The organism is Acinetobacter sp. UBA2581, assembly GCF_002339435.1.
Taxonomy (GTDB): Bacteria; Pseudomonadota; Gammaproteobacteria; order Pseudomonadales; family Moraxellaceae; genus Acinetobacter; species Acinetobacter variabilis.
On the sequence record NZ_DDLD01000046.1, the window covers coordinates 1 to 24087 of the forward strand.

The 24087-nt window shown below is 42.4% G+C and carries 18 protein-coding genes and 2 pseudogenes; 9 read left to right on the top strand and 11 right to left on the bottom strand.

What is annotated here, in order from left to right; translation table 11 throughout:
- Nucleotides 1-239 precede the first annotated feature (239 nt).
- Complete coding sequence (locus tag B3Q46_RS05280; protein ID WP_004780379.1) at nucleotides 240-812, bottom strand: peptidylprolyl isomerase; 573 nt, start codon at nucleotides 810-812, stop codon at nucleotides 240-242.
- Between the two features lie 103 nt (nucleotides 813-915).
- Here B3Q46_RS05280 and B3Q46_RS05285 point away from each other — a divergent pair.
- Nucleotides 916-1585, top strand: a pseudogene (locus tag B3Q46_RS05285) (acetoacetate decarboxylase family protein).
- Nucleotides 1586-1630: 45 nt separating this feature from the next.
- On the opposite strand, the gene B3Q46_RS05290 reads toward B3Q46_RS05285, so the two are convergent.
- Nucleotides 1631-2701 (bottom strand): alpha/beta hydrolase, encoded by a 1071-nt coding sequence (locus tag B3Q46_RS05290; protein ID WP_004780375.1) that lies wholly within the window; start codon nucleotides 2699-2701, stop codon nucleotides 1631-1633.
- 213 nt (nucleotides 2702-2914) lie between these two features.
- Here B3Q46_RS05290 and B3Q46_RS05295 point away from each other — a divergent pair, with 213 nt between their 5' ends.
- The 6 genes from B3Q46_RS05295 to B3Q46_RS05320 all read left to right on the top strand — a co-directional run bounded on the left by B3Q46_RS05295 (nucleotide 2915) and on the right by B3Q46_RS05320 (nucleotide 8797).
- Nucleotides 2915-3409 (top strand): hypothetical protein, encoded by a 495-nt coding sequence (locus B3Q46_RS05295; protein ID WP_286713872.1) that lies wholly within the window; start codon nucleotides 2915-2917, stop codon nucleotides 3407-3409.
- A gap of 723 nt (nucleotides 3410-4132) precedes the next feature.
- A complete protein-coding gene (grpE, locus tag B3Q46_RS05300) occupies nucleotides 4133-4675 on the top strand; it encodes a nucleotide exchange factor GrpE (protein ID WP_004780371.1) in 543 nt (180 codons plus the stop codon).
- Nucleotides 4676-4794: 119 nt separating this feature from the next.
- Nucleotides 4795-6735, top strand: coding sequence for a molecular chaperone DnaK (dnaK, locus tag B3Q46_RS05305; RefSeq protein ID WP_004780370.1), 1941 nt, complete (start codon nucleotides 4795-4797; stop codon nucleotides 6733-6735).
- Between the two features lie 165 nt (nucleotides 6736-6900).
- Nucleotides 6901-7296, top strand: coding sequence for a hypothetical protein (locus B3Q46_RS05310; RefSeq protein WP_228127210.1), 396 nt, complete (start codon nucleotides 6901-6903; stop codon nucleotides 7294-7296).
- A gap of 106 nt (nucleotides 7297-7402) precedes the next feature.
- Nucleotides 7403-8308 carry a matrixin family metalloprotease gene (locus B3Q46_RS05315; protein ID WP_004780366.1) on the top strand — a complete coding sequence of 302 codons (906 nt, stop codon included), beginning with the start codon at nucleotides 7403-7405 and terminating at the stop codon, nucleotides 8306-8308.
- Between the two features lie 111 nt (nucleotides 8309-8419).
- Nucleotides 8420-8797 (top strand): hypothetical protein, encoded by a 378-nt coding sequence (locus B3Q46_RS05320; protein WP_162835342.1) that lies wholly within the window; start codon nucleotides 8420-8422, stop codon nucleotides 8795-8797.
- Between the two features lie 61 nt (nucleotides 8798-8858).
- On the opposite strand, the gene erpA is transcribed toward B3Q46_RS05320, so the two are convergent.
- The 4 genes and pseudogenes from erpA to B3Q46_RS05340 all read right to left on the bottom strand — a co-directional run bounded on the left by erpA (nucleotide 8859) and on the right by B3Q46_RS05340 (nucleotide 12772).
- On the bottom strand, nucleotides 8859-9194 hold the full coding sequence (gene erpA / locus B3Q46_RS05325; RefSeq protein ID WP_004780362.1) for an iron-sulfur cluster insertion protein ErpA: 336 nt from the start codon (nucleotides 9192-9194) through the stop codon (nucleotides 8859-8861).
- A 116-nt stretch (nucleotides 9195-9310) separates the two neighbouring features.
- Nucleotides 9311-10324: a putative solute-binding protein gene (locus B3Q46_RS05330; protein WP_034589643.1), complete on the bottom strand. Its 1014-nt coding sequence runs from the start codon at nucleotides 10322-10324 to the stop codon at nucleotides 9311-9313.
- Nucleotides 10325-10518: 194 nt separating this feature from the next.
- Nucleotides 10519-11529, bottom strand: a complete 1011-nt coding sequence (locus tag B3Q46_RS05335) for a putative solute-binding protein (RefSeq protein WP_004780360.1) — start codon at nucleotides 11527-11529, stop codon at nucleotides 10519-10521.
- A gap of 257 nt (nucleotides 11530-11786) precedes the next feature.
- Nucleotides 11787-12772: pseudogene (locus B3Q46_RS05340) on the bottom strand (putative solute-binding protein).
- Nucleotides 12773-12998: 226 nt separating this feature from the next.
- On the opposite strand from B3Q46_RS05340, the gene B3Q46_RS05345 reads away from it, so the two are divergent.
- Nucleotides 12999-14942, top strand: coding sequence for an ATP-binding cassette domain-containing protein (locus B3Q46_RS05345; RefSeq protein WP_004780357.1), 1944 nt, complete (start codon nucleotides 12999-13001; stop codon nucleotides 14940-14942).
- 304 nt (nucleotides 14943-15246) lie between these two features.
- Nucleotides 15247-16410 (top strand): zinc-dependent alcohol dehydrogenase, encoded by a 1164-nt coding sequence (locus B3Q46_RS05350; protein ID WP_286713877.1) that lies wholly within the window; start codon nucleotides 15247-15249, stop codon nucleotides 16408-16410.
- Between the two features lie 695 nt (nucleotides 16411-17105).
- Here B3Q46_RS05350 and B3Q46_RS05355 read toward each other — a convergent pair.
- The 5 genes from B3Q46_RS05355 to dnaA form a co-directional block, all read right to left on the bottom strand.
- On the bottom strand, nucleotides 17106-17453 hold the full coding sequence (locus B3Q46_RS05355) for a hypothetical protein (protein WP_034705863.1): 348 nt from the start codon (nucleotides 17451-17453) through the stop codon (nucleotides 17106-17108).
- Between the two features lie 192 nt (nucleotides 17454-17645).
- Complete coding sequence (gene gyrB, locus B3Q46_RS05360) at nucleotides 17646-20111, bottom strand: DNA topoisomerase (ATP-hydrolyzing) subunit B (protein WP_004780354.1); 2466 nt, start codon at nucleotides 20109-20111, stop codon at nucleotides 17646-17648.
- Between the two features lie 54 nt (nucleotides 20112-20165).
- Nucleotides 20166-21248 carry a DNA replication/repair protein RecF gene (recF, locus tag B3Q46_RS05365; RefSeq protein WP_034705861.1) on the bottom strand — a complete coding sequence of 361 codons (1083 nt, stop codon included), beginning with the start codon at nucleotides 21246-21248 and terminating at the stop codon, nucleotides 20166-20168.
- Between the two features lie 25 nt (nucleotides 21249-21273).
- Nucleotides 21274-22422, bottom strand: a complete 1149-nt coding sequence (gene dnaN, locus B3Q46_RS05370) for a DNA polymerase III subunit beta (RefSeq protein ID WP_004780351.1) — start codon at nucleotides 22420-22422, stop codon at nucleotides 21274-21276.
- Nucleotides 22423-22531: 109 nt separating this feature from the next.
- Entirely contained in the window at nucleotides 22532-23914 is a 1383-nt protein-coding gene (gene dnaA, locus B3Q46_RS05375) for a chromosomal replication initiator protein DnaA (protein WP_004780349.1), read from the bottom strand.
- Between the last annotated feature and the right edge of the window lie 173 nt (nucleotides 23915-24087).

Consider the following 24087-nt stretch of genomic DNA (forward strand, 5'->3'; position numbering starts at 1 on the left):
AGAAGCTGGACTTCGATAAACCTAACAACTCAGCAATCTGCTTCGTTCGTTTCCGTCTATCTCGTCGGTATGAGCTCATTATAGGGCAATTTCTTACACAAGCAAGTGCTTTTAACGCACACCAATCATGACTGTTTCATTTTTATGCACCAAATTGGTTCATTTTTCTACTAATTGTTACATAAGTTCATAATATTCCAAATAAAATACTAACAAAACATTTATGTTTTATTTTTCACTTACTTTTTCACGATTGGTGTTTTAATGGTCACACTGTTGATTTTTACAGCTGTTTTCGGAACGTCCTGATGCATACCATAGTTCTGAGTAGGCACTTGAGCGATCTTATCGACTACTTCCATACCTTTAGTAACCCGGCCAAACACTGCATATCCGGCATTTCTTGGTGAACGGTCCAGAAAACTGTTATCTACCAGGTTAATAAAGAACTGCGCTTTAGCCGAATTAGGATCATTAGTACGTGCCATAGCCAAAGTGCCACGTTTGTTTTGCAAACCATTATCTGATTCATTCTTGATTGAAGCTTTATTATTGGCTTTTTCCTGCATGTTGAGATCAAAGCCTCCGCCCTGAATCATGAAGCCTGGAATGACCCGATGGAAGATGGTTCCTGTATAGAAGTTGCTTTTGACATATTCTTCAAAGTTTTTCACCGTAATCGGTGCTTTGTCATTAAAGAGTTCAATTTCGATATTACCGGATGAGGTCTTCATCTCGATCAGGGTGTTGGCAGCAAAACTTGGGAAGCTAAATGCGATCAACGCGATAGCAGATAATGATTTTTTTAACATTTTTTAACTCATCTACTGATAAAGAAAGGTTGGGATTCACAACATATTAATCTTTCATGACTAATAATGCAGTGACCTGCCGACTAAAGACAAGAGAATAATAATGAGCCATGCATTACTACAGGAGAAAAGCGTCCATCAATTTCAGCCTTGGCATTTGCAGGGGAAGGGTTTTATTCTGAATTACTGGATTACCCCTCATTTTATTCGTGAATTTCAGAGTTTTCGGATTGCGCCATCTCCACTCGGCCGTGTCGTTCAGGTTCTATTGGTGCGCTATCATCATTCTCCTGTGGATCCTTATGATGAATTGCTGATTATGGATCATCCTTTAATTAGCAGACGGCGTCTTTCGACTATTCCGAAAATTTATGTCTCTACCCATGAATCTATTGTGCATGGTCAGCACTTGTGGGGCATTCCTAAAGAATATGCATAGTTTGATTGGCAAGAACAAGGACAGGAAACGATTTGTCACATAACTCATCGTGCAAAGCATGACGCTTGGTCTTAAAAAACCTAAATCTCCTCGTTCTTTCTATTTAAATAGTCATCATCTTCCAAGCTCCATGCTAAAAATCCGGCAAACCTGGAAATCCCAGCATTATCAGTTTAGCCCTCAATTTCGGGGTTATTTATCCAAGCTTATTCAGACAGAGTGGCAAGATACTCAGGATATATTCCCGGATTTTTCTAAAGCTAAATATTTACAAAGCTTTTATGTGCCTAAATTTAATTTAGTCTTTCCAGAAGCCAAGATCCATAAAAAATAAAAAAGGTGTTTCACGTGAAACACCTTAATTACATCTATTTTTGAATCAGATCTTTTTGTCCAGGAATTTACGGAAATTCTTGCTGAGTTCAATGACCTGCTTTTTAGAACGTTTATGAATTGGGGTCAGATTGATAAAACCGTGTGCCTGATCCGTATATTCCTGATAATACACTCGCACCCCATTCTCACGTAACTTCAGAGCATAGATTGAACCTTCATCATGCAGCACATCATGACGGGCGGTAATCACATAGGCAGGTGACAGATTCTTTAGTTCACCATAGGTCGGTGAAATCAGCGGATCATCCAGTTCGACTTGATGTGTTTCAGCATATAACTTGGTTACCAGATCAATATCCTGAGCTGAAAGTACCAGGCCCTGATTATAGGCATAAAAAGAAGGATGGCGGCTTTTAAAATCGACAGCCGGGTAAAGCAATAACTGTGCGCGAGGTGCATAGATTTTATTGGCACTCCGCTGCGCAACCACTGCCGCCAGATTTCCACCTGCACTATCCCCTGCCACTACAATCTGGTTTTTATAGATTTTCAGCTGCTTGATGTTTTGATGTACCCAAGCCAGAGCATCTTCACAGACCTGTACCATCTGCAAAGGACTGTATTCTGGCGTTAGCGGATAAGCCACGCTGAGCACTTGCACCTTGGCATGCACCGCCAATAAACGGCAGAACTCATCATGTGTATCCAGACCACCCACTATAAATGCACCGCCATGATAGAAAATGACCATCGGCAATTTTTTCTGTGGTGCCGGATGATAATGTCGGGCAAAGATAGTGCCATTTTGCAATGGCAGACGCAGATCCTCGACTGCCTTGACCGGTGTCGGTTTTGCCTGAATAGCTTTCATGCGTTCATCAAACAGTTGACGTGATTGCACCGCATCTTCACTAATAAAACTGTGCTGTCCCTGTTTGATCTGAGTCGCCATCAAGCATTTTATATAAGGATCCAAATCAGGATAGTCATAAGGATAATCCAATGCTTTTACCAGACGTTCTTGTGCAAAGCTCGGCAGGCAATCCAGCAAACGTGCTGCAGTGCCCTGCCCCTTATCCATTACAAATTTTGTGACCGGATTATTCGCACCCATGAGTTTTCATCCTTTTCCCATAATTCTTCATTTTTTCTACATGATTAGGGTTTTAGTGACCATATTCTTATATAAGACTTAATATCAATGTACATAGATCATCTGCCAAATACGCTAACCTGAATTTAATCAGATGTCATTGAGAGTTTAAGTGAGATTTTTACAGCACTTTTGCGACTTTAATGTAGAAGTCTGTATAAAAGGAGATAGCTTATGGCGATAAAAATAATAACGGTATCTTTAGCCACTGCATTTTTAGCCGTAGGCTGTGTGGCTTTTCCTGATGATGGTTATTATGACGGACGTTATGACCGTCACGATCGAGGTTATGATTATCGTTATGATCAAGACCGTCGCTATGACCGGCAACGCTGGGAATACGAACAGCAGCGTAAAAGACTGGAACTGGAACGTCGCAAAAATATTCAGCAGCGTAACTGGGAACAGGAACGGCGTCGGCAAATAGAACTGGACCGGCGTAAAACTCAACTGGAACGACAACGTCTGGAACAGCAACGCAAAAATCTGAGTAATCAGCGTCAGAAACAGGCGCAGGCCGAACGTAAATGTCGCCAGCAGCTGGAACAACGTAAGAAAGTGGGAGAACAGCAGCGTAAACGGGTTCAGCAAAACCACTCTAATAATCCACGCTGGAATGATCAGCGACGTAAACAAGAACAGCAGCGACCACATAATCGTCGTGATTAGGCAGAATATTAAATAAAAAGAGAGGCCCTGATTTAAATCAGGGCTTTTTTATGGACTGAGTTTTATAGTTTTGATCTCATTCCAGTCATTTTCTTTTAATAGAAGAAATGTTTTCACTCAGCATAGTCTTGATGAAGATGATCCCATTTTATAAGTCGAAAATCGTAGCAAATTTCAGGCAAAAAAAAGGCTTATCTAGAGAAAAGATAAGCCACGAAAACACATTTCTAAAAAAGAGAAGAAACTACAGCGATAGAATCTGAAATGAATAATATAGCGTTGCTCATTTTTTTTGTAATACTTTATTGCTTAGTTATTAATCGCTTTTATGTCTAAAAAATAATCTGGACAAAAAGAAGCCGGACCATATGTGAGGGATCCGACTGGAAAAACAGTTTAAAAAATAAGGCAACAGCAACCTGGTTCAGCTCTCTCCTCCGAACAAGGTCGCTGTTAATGAAGCCATGATGTACCGGTCTTAAAAATATTTAAAACAGATAAAAATTATTATTCCTATCTAAAAATACGATCCTGCTTTTATTAAAGTCATTAAATCCAAATAAATCTTAAAATTAATCTGTATTTGTGCTTGAATTTTTTGCCCCTGCCCCGATTTCTTTAAATAATTAAAAATTTCAATCATGGCAGTTCAGTATTAACGCAGTTAACTCTGACGCCCAAGGACTGTACATGTTTAAGAACCCATTTAAACGGAGTAAATCAATGGCGACTGAGCAAAACGATCAAGCTCAAGAACTTGAGCAAGAGCAAACGGAACAACAAACAGCTCAAGCTGAACCTGAACAAGCTGAAGTTACCGTTGAGTCTTTACAGGAACAAATCGCACAGCTTGAAGGCGATTTAAAACTGGAAAAAGCACGTACTGCAAATGCCGTATATGAGGCACAAAAAAGTGTAGAACGCATTCAGCGCGAATCAGAAAAGCATAAAGATACTGTTTTGGAAAAGTTCTCTAAAGAGCTGTTAGAAACTGTAGATAACCTGGAACGTGCAATTCTCGCTGCGGGTGAAGAACAAGGCCCGTTACGGGAAGGCGTAGAACTAACCTTAAAAGGTTTACTGACAACATTAGAAAAATTTGGTGTGGTCGTAGTTGATACCGAGAATGGTTTTAATGCCGAGTTACATCAGGCAGTCGGTATTGCACCAGATGCCAAAGCCAATGAGATCGGTACAGTCTTGCAAAAAGGTTATGCCCTGAACGGCCGTTTATTACGTCCTGCAATGGTTATGGTTGGCGCTTAAGCTAAATAAGTTCGGGAGTTTGTGAAATTTTTTCTAAAAACTTACTTGAAAAAAATTGAACGGCTCTCATATCGGATAATAAGTGTAAATCACAAAAAAATTTTTGAGGAAACATCCAAATGGCTAAAATCATTGGTATTGACTTAGGTACTACAAACTCATGTGTTGCAGTACTTGAAGGCGACAAAGTTAAAGTTATCGAAAACGCTGAAGGCGCACGTACAACTCCATCTATTATTGCGTACAAAGATGGTGAAATTCTGGTCGGTCAATCAGCTAAACGCCAAGCGGTAACGAACCCTAAAAACACATTATTCGCGATCAAACGTCTGATCGGTCGTCGTTATGAAGACCAGGCAGTACAAAAAGATATCGGTCTGGTGCCATACAAAATCATCAAAGCAGACAATGGCGATGCTTGGGTTGAAGTAAACGATAAGAAACTTGCACCACAACAGATCTCTGCAGAAGTTCTGAAAAAAATGAAGAAAACTGCAGAAGACTATCTGGGTGAAACAGTGACTGAAGCGGTGATTACTGTTCCTGCTTACTTCAACGATGCACAACGTCAAGCAACTAAGGATGCAGGTAAAATCGCAGGCCTAGAAGTTAAACGTATCATCAACGAACCAACTGCTGCTGCTCTTGCGTTCGGTATGGACAAGAAAGAAGGTGACCGTAAAGTTGCTGTATACGACTTGGGTGGTGGTACTTTCGACGTATCCATCATCGAAATCGCTGACCTTGATGGCGACCAGCAAATTGAAGTGTTATCTACCAACGGTGATACATTCCTTGGTGGTGAAGACTTCGATAATGCATTGATTGACTACCTGGTTGAAGAGTTCAAGAAAGAACAAAACGTGAACTTGAAAAACGATCCACTTGCGTTACAACGTCTGAAAGAAGCAGCTGAAAAAGCAAAAATCGAGCTTTCTTCTTCTAACGCAACTGAAATCAACCTTCCATACATCACTGCAGATGCGACTGGTCCTAAACACTTAGTGATCAACGTGACTCGTGCAAAACTTGAAGGTTTGGTTGCTGATCTTGTAGCTCGTACCATCGAGCCTTGTAAGATTGCGCTGAAAGATGCAGGTCTTTCAACTTCTGACATCTCTGACGTGATTCTGGTTGGTGGTCAGTCTCGTATGCCACTTGTACAACAAAAAGTACAAGAATTCTTCGGTCGTGAGCCACGTAAAGACGTGAACCCGGACGAAGCAGTCGCAATGGGTGCAGCGATCCAAGGTGCAGTATTGTCTGGTGACAAAACTGACGTACTTCTTCTTGACGTAACTCCACTAACTCTTGGTATTGAAACCATGGGTGGCGTATTGACTCCAATCATTGAGAAAAACACGACGATTCCTGCGAAGAAATCTCAAGTGTTCTCAACTGCTGCGGACAACCAGCCTGCTGTAGACATTTCAGTTTACCAAGGTGAACGTAAAATGGCTCAACAAAACAAATTGTTGGGTAACTTCCAGTTAGGCGACATCCCACCTGCTCCACGTGGTGTGCCACAAATTGAAGTATCATTCGATATCAACGCGGATGGTATCTTGAAAGTATCTGCGAAAGATAAGAGCACTGGTAAAGAGCAATCTATCCAGATCAAAGCAAACTCAGGTTTGTCTGATGCTGAAATCGAAGCAATGATCAAAGATGCTGAAGCGAATGCTGAAGAAGACCGTAAGTTTGAAGAGCTTGCAAAAGCACGTAACGAAGCGGATGCGCTAGTTTCTTCTGCTCAAAAAGCAGTAAAAGATCTTGGTGAACAAGTGACTGCTGACGAAAAAACTGCAATCGAAACTGCGGTTTCTGAGTTAGAAGCGTCTACGAAAGAAAATGATGTTGAAGCAATCAAAGCGAAAACTGAAGCATTGCAAAACATTATTATGCCGATCACTCAGCGTGCTTATGAATCAGCTCAAGGCCAAGGCGGTGCACAAGGTTTCGATCCTAATGCATTCCAAGGCGGCGAAGACCAAGCTCAAAAAGCAGATGACGGCGTAGTTGATGCTGAATTCACTGAAGTAAAAGATGACAAAAAATAATTTGTCACTTTGAGAAAAAGACCGCATTTTATGCGGTCTTTTTTTGCTCAACGCATAGGCAATAGAATCTTTTTTAATTAAACTATAATGAAATAAATAACTTAAAAATAAAAACGTATGCAGAATTTTATTAAGCTTTTTCTTCTGGCTTCCGGGCTTGCGATCATGCTGCTCTACCCGATGGGTAATCTGCTTCTGATCTTACCGCCGAATGTGGTACTAGCGCCTTTTAATTACCTGCAAACCTTCGGAATTGAAGCTTCTTTTTCCTTAGGCTTTCTGATTGCCATCATTGTGTTGCTGATCCTGGCTGTACCTCAGCGCTATCCTTCCGGAAAAGGTTTTATCATTTTAGGTATTGGACTTCTGAGCTATATTATTTTCCAGATCTTTAAATCTGAAATCACGCTGTATGCCTTTAATCACCAAACCAGACATTCCTATAACCTGAAATATTTAATTGAATTTATGATCTTCTTATTGAATGGTATAGGCCTTGGTTTTATTTATCATTCCAATATGCCAAGACAGGTTGAGCAGTGGAAAGGTAAAAAATCATAATCTAACCTGAGCAGAACCGTGCATAAGCACGGTTTTTATCGCTCTGACGCTAGGATTTTGCTGTTTTTTTAGCTACATTGAGCCAAACAATATTTTAAAAAACACTATGCGTCTTTTAAGCTTTCTGGGGATTGTCGTTTTCATTGTGTCATTATTTTTGCATCTACAAACCAAGACCCATCCACAATTAAAATTTAACTCACTGACTGACCGTTTGACCCATCCTTTTGATACGCGCCTACGTTTCCGGATTGACCAGGTCGATCCGGGTTTTGGCCTGACCCGTGATGAGGTCATTCAATTAAGTCAGGAAGCGATTCAGATCTGGCATGAAGGAACCAATCGCGATGATCTGATGGTCTATGATGAGAATGCTCAGCTGGCCATTCAACTGATCTATGATCAACGCCAACAGGACTATGAAGCCTTTAAAAAGGTCGAAAAAAAGTTACTTGCCGATGAAGCCAGATATCAGCGTGAAGTCAGCAATCTGCAAGTTTCGCAGAAAAATCTGGAAGATCAGCAGCAACGACTGATCCAGCAAAAAAGTCAGCTGGAATTTGAATTTCAAACCCTATTGCAACGCCGTCAACAGGCCAGCTCATCTGCCGAGCGTGAACAGCTTCAGTATGAGATGGAAATGCTCAAGCCTAAACTGGAAAATTTTAAACGCGAATATGCCTATCTTCAGGAGCAGCTATCCTCGTTTAACCAGCAGGTTTCTGTTCATCAAAACAGTGTGCAAAGTCATCAGCGAAATATTCAGCAGGCCCAGCAGCGCTTTCCCCCACGCCAGTTTCATAAGGGTATTTTTATGGGAGATAAGATCCAGATTTACCAGTTTGATGCCAAAGATGATTTACGTTTAACTTTGGCACATGAGCTGGGCCATGCCTTGGGTCTCTATCATCATAATGATCCGGAAGCCTTGATGTATCCAGTATTGGGTGAACAGAATCTGCAAGATTTCAAACTGCGTCCAGCAGACAAGACCCTGTTGTATACCCGATAAAATTCAGGTTTTAATTCCCTAAATTATTTATGTGTTTAGGCTAGTAAAAATACAACCCGGTTTCATTTCATGTTATTGTGAAGAACAGTAGGACGTCTTAGGCCAACTTTCTTGGAGATTCATGTGAGTTACTACCATATTTTAATTGAAGTAAATGACCACATTAGTACGATTGATGAAACCCGTGATATCGAGATCTTTGATATTGAGGATATTCAACCTTATCTTCATTCAATTTTGCTGCCTTATTTCAATGAACAGCTGATCGAGCTAGATGATGAAAATCTTGAATTTAAGGATATTTTGCATCTGCAAGTGAAACAAACCTTATTGCCGATCAATGACTTGATTGAAGAGGAACAGCGTCTATTGCCGAGCGATACGGACATTACCATTACAGCCTACGAGATATTTAATAACCGCGAACTGAGTCAGGATGTCACTACAGTGATTTTTGACCTGCTTGAAGCAGTCAAATTAGAAAGCTAAGCTTTCTTCAGACATAAAAAAAGTCCTCATACGAGGACTTTTTTATTCAACTTGATATGTATTAGATCGAGAATGAAGATCCACAACCACAGGTCGTGGTAGCATTCGGGTTTTGTACCACAAAACGTGAACCTTCTAGACCTTCAACATAGTCAACCACTGAACCAACCAGATATTGATAGCTCAGAGAATCGACCAGCATTTTGACATCACCATTGACGAATTCTGCATCATCTTCATTTTGGCTTTCCGCAAAGTTAAAGCCATAAGAGAAACCTGAACAGCCGCCACCGGTGACATACACACGGAGCATTAAGTCTTGGTTACCTTCACTGTCACGCAACTGGCGTACTTTATTTGCGGCATTGTCGGTGAGCACAAGCGCTTGAGCATTCATGGCGGATTCCTCTGTTGAATGGAATGTCTTTAAAAAGAAAAGACCATATTTCAAGTATAACACACTCAATATATGGTCAGTCTGTACAGATTAAAAGTCAAATCAGAGTAATTTTATCAGGATTGTTTATAGTTCTCATCCTGTAATGCACATTCGAAGTTTTTCGGATTCTGCTTGCAGCGGAATTGCCAGAGCAACTTCATCATGCGTTTGTCATAAATACCCCGTTTGGTCAGATCAATCCGCGAATCACGCATCAGCTTTTGGTAACCCGGTTTATCTGCCTCAGGAATATCCATCCAGTATTTAGAGGGAATATCTGCCTTCATTTTACCTAAAATTCCAAAAGCACGTGGTAACTGGCTTTTCACCCATTCACGTGATTTTTGTCCATATCCGACCGGGAATTTATCCGGACGAATAATGATATTACCAGTGACCTGCAACACCGGATAATTCACAATGGCGCCCTTACTGCCCAAACCTTTATGCAGCTCGAGTGGTTTAAATACAGCAGCTGGCGCGCCAATAATATCGACCTGACCATTGTTAAATTTAGAGCCAAAGTTGGTCACATCGGCGCTGACTGCCTGTGCACCCACTTGCTGAACCATTATTTTTTGTGCTTCATCATAGTCAAGTACAGCAAATTTTTTACCTGCTGCTTTCGCAACCGTATTAATGCTCCGGTCATTGACCATCAGGAAGGCATCACCTACCGGAATCACCCCTGCGACTTCATACTTGCCTTGAACCATGAGCTTGGCAAAGGTCGGACTCGCCAGGCCTTGCATCACTTTAACTGCAAGGTTCAAATCTGGAATCGCGCCAATCGCATCGAGTGAACCGGTAAAGCGGTTGAACTGACGGCCGCGCATACCGGTAACACTGATCCCATCACATTTACCAGCTTTAAAATCTTCTGCGACGACAGCTTCATTGGTATTTACCCTAAGCTCGATATCAGCACCCCAGTTTTTTGCGGCCAGTTGATAGTCTTTCATTACAGCATAGACGTCGCCATTTTTGCCGACCAGATCGAATACACATACTACCTGTTTAGCCTGAGCCAGGCCTGAAACTGCAGCGAGTGCTGCACCTACAGCCAGGGCTTTCCATCCTTTCTGCATCATTTTGCTTTCCTTGATTGCCTTGTTTTTGTTATCTGCTTTAAGTACTACATGTTATTGTTTTTTATACCAAACATGAAAGCATTATTTTTAATCAGCTTAACTGCTTTGCTATGATCTGCAATGGCAGATCTGACTTTGTTTAATATAAAAAAAGCTTAGATAAATCTAAGCTTTTTTCCTTAAAAATCAAATTATTCGCCAGAAAGTGAACATTCAAAGTTGGCTTTATCGACAGAGCAACGCGCACGTTTCAGTACCGACATCATGCTGGCATCATAGATTCCACGCTTGGTCATATCCATACGCCCTTCACGTAATAACTTCTGGTACTTGGTTTTATCTTCTGCACTCAGATTCAGCTTATATTTCGCTGGAATACCGGCTTCCAGACGGTTGATCATCGCCATGCTCTTAGGCAGGTTTTTAATGAACCAGTCACGAGACTTCTGGCCGAAACCAGCCGGGAATTTTTCCGGACGAATCACAAAGTCAGAAGTGACATGCAGTACCGGGAAATTAAACATCGCACCGCTATTGCCCAAACCTTTATAGATTTCGAGTGGCTTGTACGCATACGCCGGTGCGCCTACCATATCGACCTGACCATTATTAAACTTAGCTACGAAGTTAGATACATCAGATACTACGGCCTGAGCACCTACACGTTGAACCATGATTTTTTGCGCATCATCATAGCCCAGTACGGCGAACTTCTTGCCTGCCGCTTTTTCAATGGAGTTGATATTTTTGTCACGCACAAAGATAAAAGCTGAACCTAGTGGCGCAATCCCAGCTACCTCATATTTTTTACCACCCATGGTCGTGACCATTTTAGCTGCATTACGCTTATCCAAAGCGAAGCTAATCGCACGCTGTGCAATTGCATTACTTGGAGCACCACCTAAGGCATCAATTGAACCGGCAAACTTGTTGTATTGACGGGCACGCATGGCGGTCATGAATACACCATCACATTTGCCAGCCTTAAAGTCATTGTCAGCGACGGCTTCATCCTGACGGGCGATCAGATTGATATCTGCGCCCCAGCCTTTTGCTGCCAGCGCCCATTCCTGAGCCATCTGGAAAGACTCGCCAGATTTACCAAGTAGGTCAAACACACAGATATCGACCTTTTCTGCATGTGCCACACCTGCAAAACCAAATGCAGAAAATGCAGCCAATGATAAGAGTGTTTTTTTCATTTTATTAGTTATCCTTTGAAATCTTGTTGTTAGCTGAGTGTCCGTACACGCGTCAAATATTAAGCAAATTTATTTCAAAAAAATAGAGCATTTACTCCAGATAAAAGCCGTTTTTTGGCCTATAAAGATAAATCAGCTTTTCTTAATTTCCTTTATCTGATTTTTTTATAAATATATCAGTCTCTTAATATTTAAACTTGGCTACTTTGAATTACATTTCATTCGCTGTAGTTACAAAGATATACATGATTTTAAAACTATTCACCACTGATTGAGCATTCGAAATTAGTTCTTTCCACAGTACAACGTGCCCGTTTTAATACTGTCATCATGCCAGCGTCATAGATACCCTGCTTGGTTAAATCCATGCGTCCTTCACGCAGAATTTTCTGATAACTGACCTGTTCTTCACGACTCAGGTTCAGAACATATTTACGCGGGATTTCTGCTTCCATCCGTTTTACCATCGCGAAGCTGCGGGGTAACTGCTTAACAAACCATTGTCGGGAATTGGCTGCAAACTGTTCCGGAAATTTATCTGGTCGAATAATCAGATCTGCCGTGACATTGACCACCGGAAAGTTGATCATGGCTCCTTTCTGCCCCAGTCCTTTAGTCACTTCAAGAGGTTTAAAGGCATAAGCGGGCGCTGCCACAATATCCACTTCACCCTGATTAAATTTACGTATGAAATTGGAAATTTCCGAATTCACCGGTACGGCTTCTACCCGGTTCACCATAATCGTTTGGGCATAATCATAATGTAGAACCGCAAACTTCTTGCCTTTAATATGTTCCAACTTATCCATATTACGATCACGGACAAAGATATAAGCAGGACCAATCTGGCCAATACCGGCTACTTCAAATTTTTCCTTGCCGATCTGAGTGTCATGCGCTTGGTATTACGCTTATCCAGCACATAACTCACCGCTTTCATGGCAGTGTCATTATTAGGAACGCCGCCAATCGCATCAATGGAGCCGGCAAATTTGTTATAAGCTCGCGCACGCATGGACGTCATATAGAAGCCATTGCATTTTTCGGCTTTGGCATCCTGATCGACTTTAGCTTCATCCTGATAAGCAATCAATTGAACCGTAGCCCCCCACTGCTTGCTGGCCAATGCCCACTCTTCCAGCAGCTTGAAGGATTCACCCGATTTTCCCAGTAAATCAAATACACAGACATTGACTGGGGCAGCATGTGCACTCGAAGCCCATAGGCCCAGTGCAGATAAAATTAAAAATCCTTTTTCATTTTTATTCTACTCAATATTATTATGAACCTTGATGGCTCTATCTTTCGGTTTTAAACAAATAGAGTATTTACTCAAAATATAGTTCATCATATATGAGTCTATAAATTTTTAAAGCCTGAACAGGATAAGCTGCAACGAAGCTTTTTTGTTTTCTTCCGGCTTTCCATTAGAATAGCGGCATTCTCTTTTGCCCTTGTTAGTAAGTTCAATGATTCAGTTAGACCAAGTTTCGTTACGCCGTGGTGGGCGAGTGTTATTTCAAAAAGCCTCCATGCAGCTTCATCCCGGCTGGAAAATTGGTTTAACCGGTGTTAATGGCGCAGGAAAATCTACCCTGTTTGCGGCTCTTTTAGGTGAGCTCAGTGCAGATGAAGGTTCGTTAACCCGGCCATCCGTTTGGACCGTAGCGCATATGGCTCAGGAAATTAAAGCCCTAGATATGCCGGCCATTGATTTTGTTCTGTCAGGCGATGAAGAGTATTGGGATATACAGGCCAAACTGGCACATCCGGAACAGCTGTCCGATGCAGAACTGGCACAGTTACATGGCCGTTTCGACGAGATTCATGGCTATTCTGCACCATCTAAAGCAGCTCAGTTGATGGCCGGTCTAGGCTTTATGGATCATCAGATCCGTCTGGATGTTTCCAGCTTTTCAGGCGGTTGGCGGATGCGTCTGAATCTGGCCCGTACCCTGATGAGCCGTTCAGACCTGCTATTACTCGATGAACCGACCAACCACTTGGATCTGGATGCAATTTTGTGGCTCGAAGATTGGTTAAAGGCGTATGAAGGCACTTTAGTGCTAATTTCGCATGACCGTGATTTTCTGGATGCCGTGACGGATCATATTCTGCATATCGAAAATCAGCAACTCACCCTCTATACCGGCAATTATTCAACTTTTGAAGTGACCCGTAGCGAACGTCTGGCGCAACAACAACAGGCCTTTGAGAAACAGCAGGAAGCCCGGGCACATTTACAAAAATTTATTGATCGTTTTAAAGCCAAAGCGACCAAAGCACGTCAGGCCCAAAGCCGGATCAAAATGCTGGAGCGCATGCAGGATCTCGTCCCTGCTCATGTAGATACGCCTTTTACCTTCAGTTTCCGTGAACCGACCAAAATGAGTTCACCACTTCTGGCCTTGGAACAGGCGGAAATTGGTTATGGCGATAAATCGATTGCCAGCAAAATTAATCTGCAAATCACTCCAAATTCACGTATCGGTTTATTGGGGATGAATGGTGCGGGTAAATCAACCCTGATCAAAACCTTAGTCGGAGATTTGCCCTTATTAAATGGTCAACGTAAGACCTCAGAATTACTCAATATTGGTTATTTTGCTCAGCACCAGATGGATGCTTTGGATGCTAATGCCAGCCCAATGCTACAACTGGCGCGCATCGCCGATCCAAAAATCAGTGAAGCTTCTTTACGTTCTTTCCTCGGCAGTTTCGGTTTTAGCGGTGAGCGCATGGATACCCCATGTGAGAGTTTCTCTGGGGGTGAACGTGCCCGTTTAGCTTTAGCTTTAATTGTTTGGCAGCGTCCAAATATACTGATTCTGGATGAACCGACGAACCATCTGGATCTGGATATGCGCCATGCCCTGACTATGGCTTTGCAGGATTTTGAAGGTGCGGTGGTACTGGTTTCGCATGAACGTCAATTAATTGCGACAGTATGTGATGAATTGCTGTTAGTGCATGCCGGACATTGTACCGAATTTGAGGGCGATCTGCAGGACTATGCCAAATGGTTACGTGAAGCGCGTCAACAGCAGATCAATGCACAGAATGCCTTGGCCAAAGCACAGGTAGTAGAAACAGAAGCTAAACCTGTGGTGGTAGCCAAAGTAGATAAGGAAGCACAGCGCAAACTGGCCGCTCAGCGTCGTGAGCAGACTCGTCCGATTCGCAAGAATATTGAGAAATACGAAGCGCAAATCGACAAGTTACAGCCACGTCTGGCAGAAATTGAAGAATTGCTGGCAGATAGCGCTTTATATGAAGCTGCACGTAAAGATGACTTGCTGAAACTCATGAACGAGCAGACTGAACTGAAACAGAAACTAGAAACTGCCGAAGAGCAAATGCTAGAACTGATGATGGAGCTGGAAAGTTTGGAGCAATCTTTTCAGGAAGGTTAAGTTTTAAACCTTGATTCAAATCTTAGAGATTAGCTACAACTGGAGCTAATCTCTTTTTTTTATACTTTTTATATATTGCTCTCTACATTTTTCCCTGATTTCTTCATCGAAACCGTTTTTGACATATTTTGTAGTGAATTACGCAAATCCTATATAAGTTTATTTTTTAAACACTCGGATGTCTTATTTCATACATTAATTTACAGCGATTTCCTAGCGCATAAGGCTCTAATAAAAGTGTTTTTTATTTTTGGCAGCCTTGATACGAGTCTGTTTAATGTTGAACTAGAGAGAGGAAATCCGTATGCGTGCTCTTACCTATCATGGTGCTCGGGATGTACGAGTTGAATCCGTTCCAGATCCAGTGATTCAGGAACCAGATGACGTCATTTTAAGGGTGACAGCGACTGCCATCTGTGGCTCAGATCTGCACCTATACCGGGGTAAAATTCCGGCCACTGAAGATGGCGATATTTTCGGCCATGAATTTATGGGAATTGTAGAAGAAGTCGGTCCTGAAGTTACAGAAGTGAAAAAAGGTGACCGGGTAATTATTCCTTTCGTGATTGCATGTGGTCACTGTTTTTTCTGTGAACATGAACTGATGGCTGCCTGTGAAAATACCAATACTGGCCGTGGTGCAATTATCAATAAGAAACAGATTCCACCAGATGCGGCTCTGTTTGGTTATAGCCATTTATATGGCGGTGTACCAGGCGGACAGGCTGAATATGTTCGTGTACCTAAAGGTAATATAGGCCCATTTAAAGTGCCAGGGTCATTACCGGATGAAAAAGTCCTGTTCCTAACTGATATCTTGCCTACTGCATGGCAGGCTGTGACCAATGCCCAGGTCACTCGCGGCTCCAGTGTTGCGATTTATGGGGCTGGTCCGGTTGGTTTACTGTCGGCTGCCTGCGCACGTATGCTGGGCGCAGAGCAAATCTTTATGGTCGATCACCACCCTTACCGACTGCGTTTCGCCCATCAGACTTATGGTGCAATTCCAGTGAATTTTGATGAAGTGGATGCAGCTGAATATATTATTCAGAATACTGCCGGTCATCGTGGTGTTGATGCCGTCATTGATGCGATTGGTTTCGAGGCCAAAGGCAGTTTACTTGAAACGGTGATGACCAACCTAAAAATTGAAGGTTCGAGTGGCTTTGCCCTACGTCAATGTATTGCGGCAGTACGCCGTGGTGGTGTGGTAAGTGTGCCAGGCGTATATGCTGGTCCAATCCACGGCTTCCTGTTTGGTGATGCCTTTGATAAAGGACTGACCTTTAAAATGGGTCAGACCCATGTGCATAAATTCCTGCCACAATTACTTGAATATGTAGAAAATGGCCAGCTGTCTCCAGAAGTGATTATCACCCATCGTATGAAACTGGAAGAAGCTGCTGAAGGCTACCGTATTTTCGATAAACGTGAACAAGACTGCCGCAAGATTATTCTGACCCCATAAATAGAATGGTTAAAAAAATAGAAAGCGCCGTTAGGCGCTTTTTTTTATTTTTACACTTATTTTATAAATCGTATTTTTTCTATTTTCAGTTTTAAAAGCTCAGATCTATTGCCTGTTATCAGATGAACTGGCACTAGGTCATGTGATGACTAAACTTAAAAAAGCATTAAACCATAGGAGTAAAAGTTAAAAAAATCTATAACCCTATGATTGAGCAATAAAAAAATGAAAGTTCACTTGATTATTAACTTGATTATGTAGTTTAACTACAGTGAAGATTTTTATAATTAACACATGTTCCACGCTGATTATTAATTAAATCTACAATATTAACATAAGCTATTAATTTTTAAGTTATTTATATAATTTTTCCATTAAAAACAGATAAAAAATCACCTGAACTGGTCAATTTTAAAAACAGAGAAGATATGGCTCCAGCTAGTCTTTTAAATTCAAAACCCTATTTTAAATTTAAAAATACTTATCCACAAGATATAGAAAGTAAATTTGAATTTAAAAAATGAAAGACAAGAAACACAATATGACTTGTGGATAAATACTATCTTATTCACATAAAAAATATGGATAACTTTGTAGTTATCCACACAATTGATCAGGGTTTAAGCAAGATTTAAAACAACACTATTCAAATATTTTTAGAAAATTTCGAATTAACTTGATAAATCATTGAAAGTTTAGGATTTCAAAAATCTAAGTTCTAGAATTTTCCATTCATCCTCTAGCTTCCAGATCTCCTGAAGACGCTGTTTATTATTTTCCAGTCCAATCAAGATCCGGCATTCGGTCTGGTCTTCATTGTACTCGTATTCTTCATATTCTATTTCTGGCTTCAGCGGTTTCCATACGCTGTTTTGTACCGCATGAGCAATCCGGTCATAACGCAGATAACTTCCTTCTACATGGCCTTCCTGTTCAAAAATCACCTGAAAGTCCTGATGTTCATAGTGGCGCAGCAGATCATAGTCGCCACTGTAGAATGCATTTGCCCAGATCTCACGTATTTCTTCAAGCTGGCTATCCATGGATAAACCTCTTTATGAATAAGACTTAATTCTCCTGAACCAGGCTTTTTTGAAACCTAATATCAGCGGATCATTGGTCTAAAAACTGCTTAGATTAAAATTATTCTAAACAGTTCATCTGGTATTAATAGAAAATTTACGTAAAAAAAGCGCCTTAAAAGGCGCTTTTTCGTTTCGATTTATTCCGATGGATCAGGTATCAATATCGGCATTTAAGGCATTTTCTTCAATAAAGGCACGACGTGGTTCTACATCATCTCCCATCAGACAAGAGAACATGCGGTCTGCTTCAATCGCATCCTGTACCGTCACTTGTAGCATGTTACGGTTTTCCGGATCCATCGTGGTTTCCCACAGCTGATCCGCGTTCATCTCACCCAGACCTTTATAACGCTGGATCATCATGCCGCGGCGAGAGTCTTGCAAAATATGCTGCCAAACCTGATGGAAACTGCTGACCTGAATCTTACGCTCACCTTTCTGTAAATAAGCACCCTCTTCAAGCAGCGTGAACCAGCTTTTCGAGTTTTTCAGTAAACGCGCATATTCACTTGAGCTGAGCAAGCTAGCATCTAGCAGGTAATGATGTGGCAGGTTATGCACATAAATTGTAATCCGTGGTAACCAGCTTTCTACGATCTGGCCATCAACATCTTTTTCAAAACGTTCCAGACTCAATTCAGGACGTAAACTTGGCTGGATTTTTTCAATCGCAGCACGCAGGTCTTCACCCCAAGTTTCCACATAAGCTTTATCTTCCAGCTGATCTAGCTTGAATGCTTCCAGTGAAATCAAGGCATCCAGCAAGCTTGCAGGATAACGTACAGTTAAACGTGCCAAACTCTTTTGTGAAGTTTGATAATCGGTAATCACATTGGCCAGAGCTTCCCCACGAATCGCAGGGGCATCGGCACTGATATGCAGTTCGAGCTCATCAATCGCATTCGAAATCAGGTAAGTTTCCAGTGCATCATTGTCCTTGATGTACTGTTCCTGTTTACCTTTTTTCAGCTTGTACAACGGCGGCTGTGCGATATAGATATGACCACGCTCGACCAGTTCCGGCATTTGACGGAAGAAGAAAGTCAGCAGCAATGTACGGATGTGTGAACCATCCACGTCAGCATCGGTCATGATGATGATTTTGTGATAACGCAGCTTGTCCGGGTTATATTCTTCACGACCAATACCACAGCCGAGTGCCGTAATCAGCGTACCCACTTCTGCAGAAGAAATCATACGGTCAAAACGGGCACGTTCCACGTTCAGGATCTTACCTTTTAGCGGCAGAATTGCCTGCATCTTACGGTTACGGCCCTGTTTTGCAGAACCGCCCGCAGAGTCACCTTCGACTAGGTACAGTTCAGATAAAGCTGGATCTTTCTCTTGGCAATCCGCCAGTTTACCTGGAAGGCCGGCGATATCGAGTGCGCTCTTACGACGGGTCATTTCACGTGCTTTACGCGCTGCATCACGGGCACGCGCTGCGTCAATGATCTTGCCAGCGATTGATTTAGCCGCCTGTGGATTCTCTAACAGATACTCAGAGAATGCCTTGTTCATAGCCTGCTCAACTGCAGATTTCACTTCACTCGATACCAGTTTTTCTTTAGTTTGTGAAGAGAATTTCGGATCAGGCACTTTTACTGACACAATCGCAGTCAAACCTTCACGCGCATCATCACCTGAAACCACAACTTTTTCTTTTTTCAGGATATTTTCACTGTCCATGTAGTTATTTAAACCACGGGTCAGTGCTGCACGGAAACCGGCTAAGTGAGTACCGCCATCCTTTTGCGGGATGTTGTTGGTAAAGCAGCGTACATTTTCCTGATAAGAATCATTCCATTGCAGTGCAACTTCTACACCAATGCCATTTTCTGCCTGAGTGGTGAAATGGAAAATATCATTCAGGTGGGTTTTACCTTGGTTAATGTACTTAACAAACTCAGCCAAACCGCCTTCATAATCAAAAATGTATTCGGCATTGATACGTTCGTCACGTAATACGATTCGTACACCTGCATTCAGGAAGGACAGTTCACGTAAACGACGGGCCAGGATGTCGACATTAAAAATGGTCTGACTAAAGGTTTCAGCACTTGGCCAGAAACGCACGCGAGTACCGGTCTTATCGGTCTCGCCCACCATTTTTAAAGGGAATTGTGGATCACCATGACGATATTCCTGTTCATGGATTTTACCGGCGCGATGAATGGTTAGTTCCAATTTTTCTGATAACGCATTTACTACGGATACACCTACACCGTGCAGACCGCCAGAGACTTTATAGCTGTTATCATCAAACTTACCGCCCGCATGCAGAATGGTTAAAATCACTTCTGCAGCAGACACGCCTTCTTCAGGGTGAATGTCAGTCGGAATACCACGGCCATTATCTGATACTGAAACTGATTCATCTTCATGAATAGTCACTAAAATTTCATCACAGTGACCTGCCAGCGCCTCATCAATCGAGTTATCTACGACCTCGAAGACCATATGGTGTAAGCCGGTACCATCGTCTGTATCACCAATGTACATGCCTGGACGCTTACGTACTGCGTCTAAACCACGTAATACCTTGATGCTAGAGGAATCATAAGCTTTTTCAGTGGTTTGTTCTGTTTGAGAAGCAGCTTGATCTTCTGAACTCATGGTTTCTCCCTAGTGAAAGATAGGTTTATCCAAAGATAGGTAAAAATTTAAAAACTATTGCACAACAACTTGAACTGTACCGTTTTCAACATGGAATAACTGATATGAGATAGACAGATCATGTAGGTGCTTTTGTACTGATTCATGGTCTAAAGTGGTAATAAAAACTTGACTACCAAGCTGGCTCAATCGCTCAATTAAACGTTGTTGTGCGGTTAAATCTAATTCTGCTGTCACGTCATCTAATAATACCACAGTTTCCTTATTACAAGAATGCAGCATTGCGATTTGCGACAGTTTAAGTGCCATCATTAAAAGCTTTTTTTGTCCGCGAGATAAGATCACATCGGCATCTCCCAGAGGGGTCTTCAGGCGCAAATCTGCGCGATGTGGACCATATTCGGTATAGCGCCGTTCTACATCTTTGTCATGATGATTGGTTAGGTCATTCAGCAGGCCATGTTCACTGTGAAAGCCGGGACTGTATTCCACAGAAATCTCCAGATCCGGTAATAGATGTTTGAGATCATCCTCAAAAAATGGCTTCCACTGTTCCATGATGCCGACACGTTGGGAGTGCAAAATCTCACCATATTCACTCAGCATCTGGTTCCACGCTTCCAGATCAGACAAACTTAGAAAACGTTTGGATTTAAGCAGACTGTTCCGCTGTTTTAAGGCTCGTGAATAATATTGCCAGGCATGATAAAACTCTGGTTCCACGTGGAACATTAACCAGTCCAATAGCTGACGACGTGGTTTGGCACCATGATCGATAATATCGGTACTCTGCGGATCAAGCAGTTGTAAGGGTAACATCTTGGCAAGCTGACCTTGGGTTGCAATCGCATCGCCATTGACCTTGATCAGCTGTTCCCCGCTGGCCATTTTTTGCATGCCGACTTTTTCAGTTTCCGATTGGGCGAACACAATCGCATCCGAGGCGCCATGCTGAATGTAATTTTTCGGGATATGGGTACGAAAGGAACGTCCTGTGGCCAGTAAATGAATAGCTTCCAGTACTGAAGTCTTGCCTGAACCATTCTGGCCATAAAAAACATTAAACGGTTGCAATCTCTGGAGTGCAACCGTTTTTAAATTTCGTACACGTTCAATATGAAGACGCGTAATATGCATAGCATTGGCTTAGCTCAGCTGTCGCTTAGACACGCATTGGCATCACGACATAGGTCTGATCGGTATGAGATGGATCCTGAACCAGCACAGACTGATTCGCTTCAGTCATGGTCATGGATACATCTTCACCGTCCAGTACACCTAGCACTTCAATCAGGTATTGCGCATTGAATGACATTTCCAGTGGTGCATCTGCATACTGGATCGCCAGATCTTCAATCGCCTCATCCTGTTCCGGGTTATTGGCACGAAGTTGTAATGAACCGGCATTAAAGTTCAGGAATACGCCACGCAGTTTTTCATTACTCAAAATAGCCACACGTTGTAAGGATTGCTTAAACACGTCATGCGCAATAATCACATTCTTGTCGCCACCACGTGGAATTACACGGCGGTAGTCCGGGAATTTACCGTCAATCAGTTTCGTGGTGAAACGAACTGTGATATCAGCCTGTTCTTTATCACGGCTAGCCATACGAATAGTTACATTCAATAATTCACGACCAATCAACAACGAGAGTTGTTCATCTTCAACGCTTAATAAACGTTGCAGTTCAGCGACTGCCTTACGTGGAACAATGGCTTGAATCGGTTGAGTTGCTGTCGATTGGGCTGCTGTTTCACACAATGCCAGACGATGACCATCTGTCGTTACCGCACGAAGCTGATTAGCGTCAATTTCAAGTAAAGTACCAGTCAGGTAGAAACGTACGTCCTGCACTGCCATTGCGAAAGCCGTTTTTTCAAACAGACGTTTTAATTCGCGCTGAGTCACAGTGACTTGTGTGCCTTGAGTATTTTCAGTATTCAATAATGGATAGTCATCCGCAGGCAAAGTACCGAGCACAAAACGACTATTTCCAGATTTCAGGATACAACGCTGGTCATCAGTAATTTGCAGGTCGATCAGGGCTGCTGATGGCAAAGATTTACAGATATCAATCAGCTTACGTGCCGGAACAGTGGTTTCACCGGCTTGCAGACATGCACCTTCAGCCAACTGTGTGCTGGCCACCAGTTCTACTTCAAGATCCGAACCAGTGACGGTCAAAGCTTCAGCAGTCACCTGGATTTTCAGGTTTGAAAGAATATTTAAGGTATGGCGACGTTCAACCGCTCCTACGACATGTGAGAGAACATTCAGTAAGCTTTCTTTCGCGATTTTTAAACGCACGGTGCATTCCTCTAAAGCTGAAGATTAATAAGATAAAAGTTGAATTTTTAACAGTTAACTATGCGGCAAAACAGGCCGCATAGCAAGAACAGAATTTGAGCGTTTTAGGTCAACTCTGCAACAGGCGTTGCAGGTTTTTATAGTCCTCATTGAAGATCGGATCTTCTTCACGCAAGCTCTGTACTTTTTCGCAGGCATGCATGACTGTACTGTGATCTCGACCACCAAAAGCCATACCAATTTCCGGGAAACTATCTCCGGTCAGTTCACGTGCCAGACCCATTGCAAGCTGACGTGGACGGGCATAAATACGGGTACGTTTTGGACCCACTAGCTCTTTAAGCGGAATGCGAAAATATTCACTCACGACACGCTGGATATTTTCAGTGCTGATGGTCCGGGCACGAATTGCGAGGACATCTTTCAAAGACTCACGTACCACATCCAGATCAATCGGCGTTCCTTTAAAACGCGAGATCGCCACCACTTTGTTTAGCGCACCTTCAAGTTCACGGACGTTCGCCACCACTTGTTGGGCGATAAATAGCGCACAGTTACGTGGTAAATCTACACCGGTGTTTTCGGCTTTTTTCAGCAAGATTTCAATTCGGGTTTCGATATCGGGTGGTTCCACACCTACAGAAAGTCCCCAGGAAAAACGTGAAACTAGACGTGGATCCAGTTCGGTCAATTCTTTAGGGTAACGATCCGAGGTGAGGATAATTTGCTTCGATTCATCCAATAGCGCGTTAAAGGTATAGAAGAACTCCACCAGACTGGCTTCTTTACCTGCGAGCAAATGAATATCATCGACTAGCAAAAGATCCAGTGAACGGCAGTTTTTCTTAAACTCTTCAACCTTGCCCTGTTGTAAGGAACTGACAAAATCCTGTACAAAGCTTTCTGCAGTCATATACATCACGCGGGCATTGGGTTTTGCCTGTAATAATGCATTCCCGACTGCCTGCATCAAGTGGGTTTTACCCAGACCAGTCGGGCCATATAAAAATAGCGGGTTATGCTGCGAAGCACCGAGTTGGGTTAACACCTTACGACAGGTTTCAGCCGCCATCTGGTTAGAACGGCCTTCAACAAATAACGAGAAGGTAAATAAAGGATTCAGCTGACGTTTACGACTATTTTTGCCTGAATCTTCTTTTTCTTTCTTAGGACGCGGTGCTGGCGCAACCACAGGTGCAGATTCCAAAGCCGCTGTTGTCGTCGCTGGCTGTTCACTGGCAGATAAAATTGCACCTGGGCGGGAATCCACCAGAATTTCAACTTTACGTACGCGACCTTCAGATAGCTGTTCGGCCAAAATCGAAATCAGTTCCAGATGATGCTCTTGAATGTAGCGCGTCCAATACGGATTAGGTGCATAAAGACGCAGGGTATCGTCCAGCTCTTCTGCAACCAATGGGCGAATCCACATTGTAAAGACATTTCCAGAGAGCTCTTGTCGCAAGCGATTTAAGCAGTCTGTCCAAAGCATGTGAATCCCCTATTCATTCCATTGTTAATCAAAAAAGGCTGACCGCGACCAAAGCGGGTCGCCATTCTAACCAAGTTATCCACATCTGTCATGGCAATTTCCACAGATTTTGCGCAAAAAGTAGTCATGGTGGATAAATTTAAATTTAAAAAGCTGGTGTGGATAAGTTTATC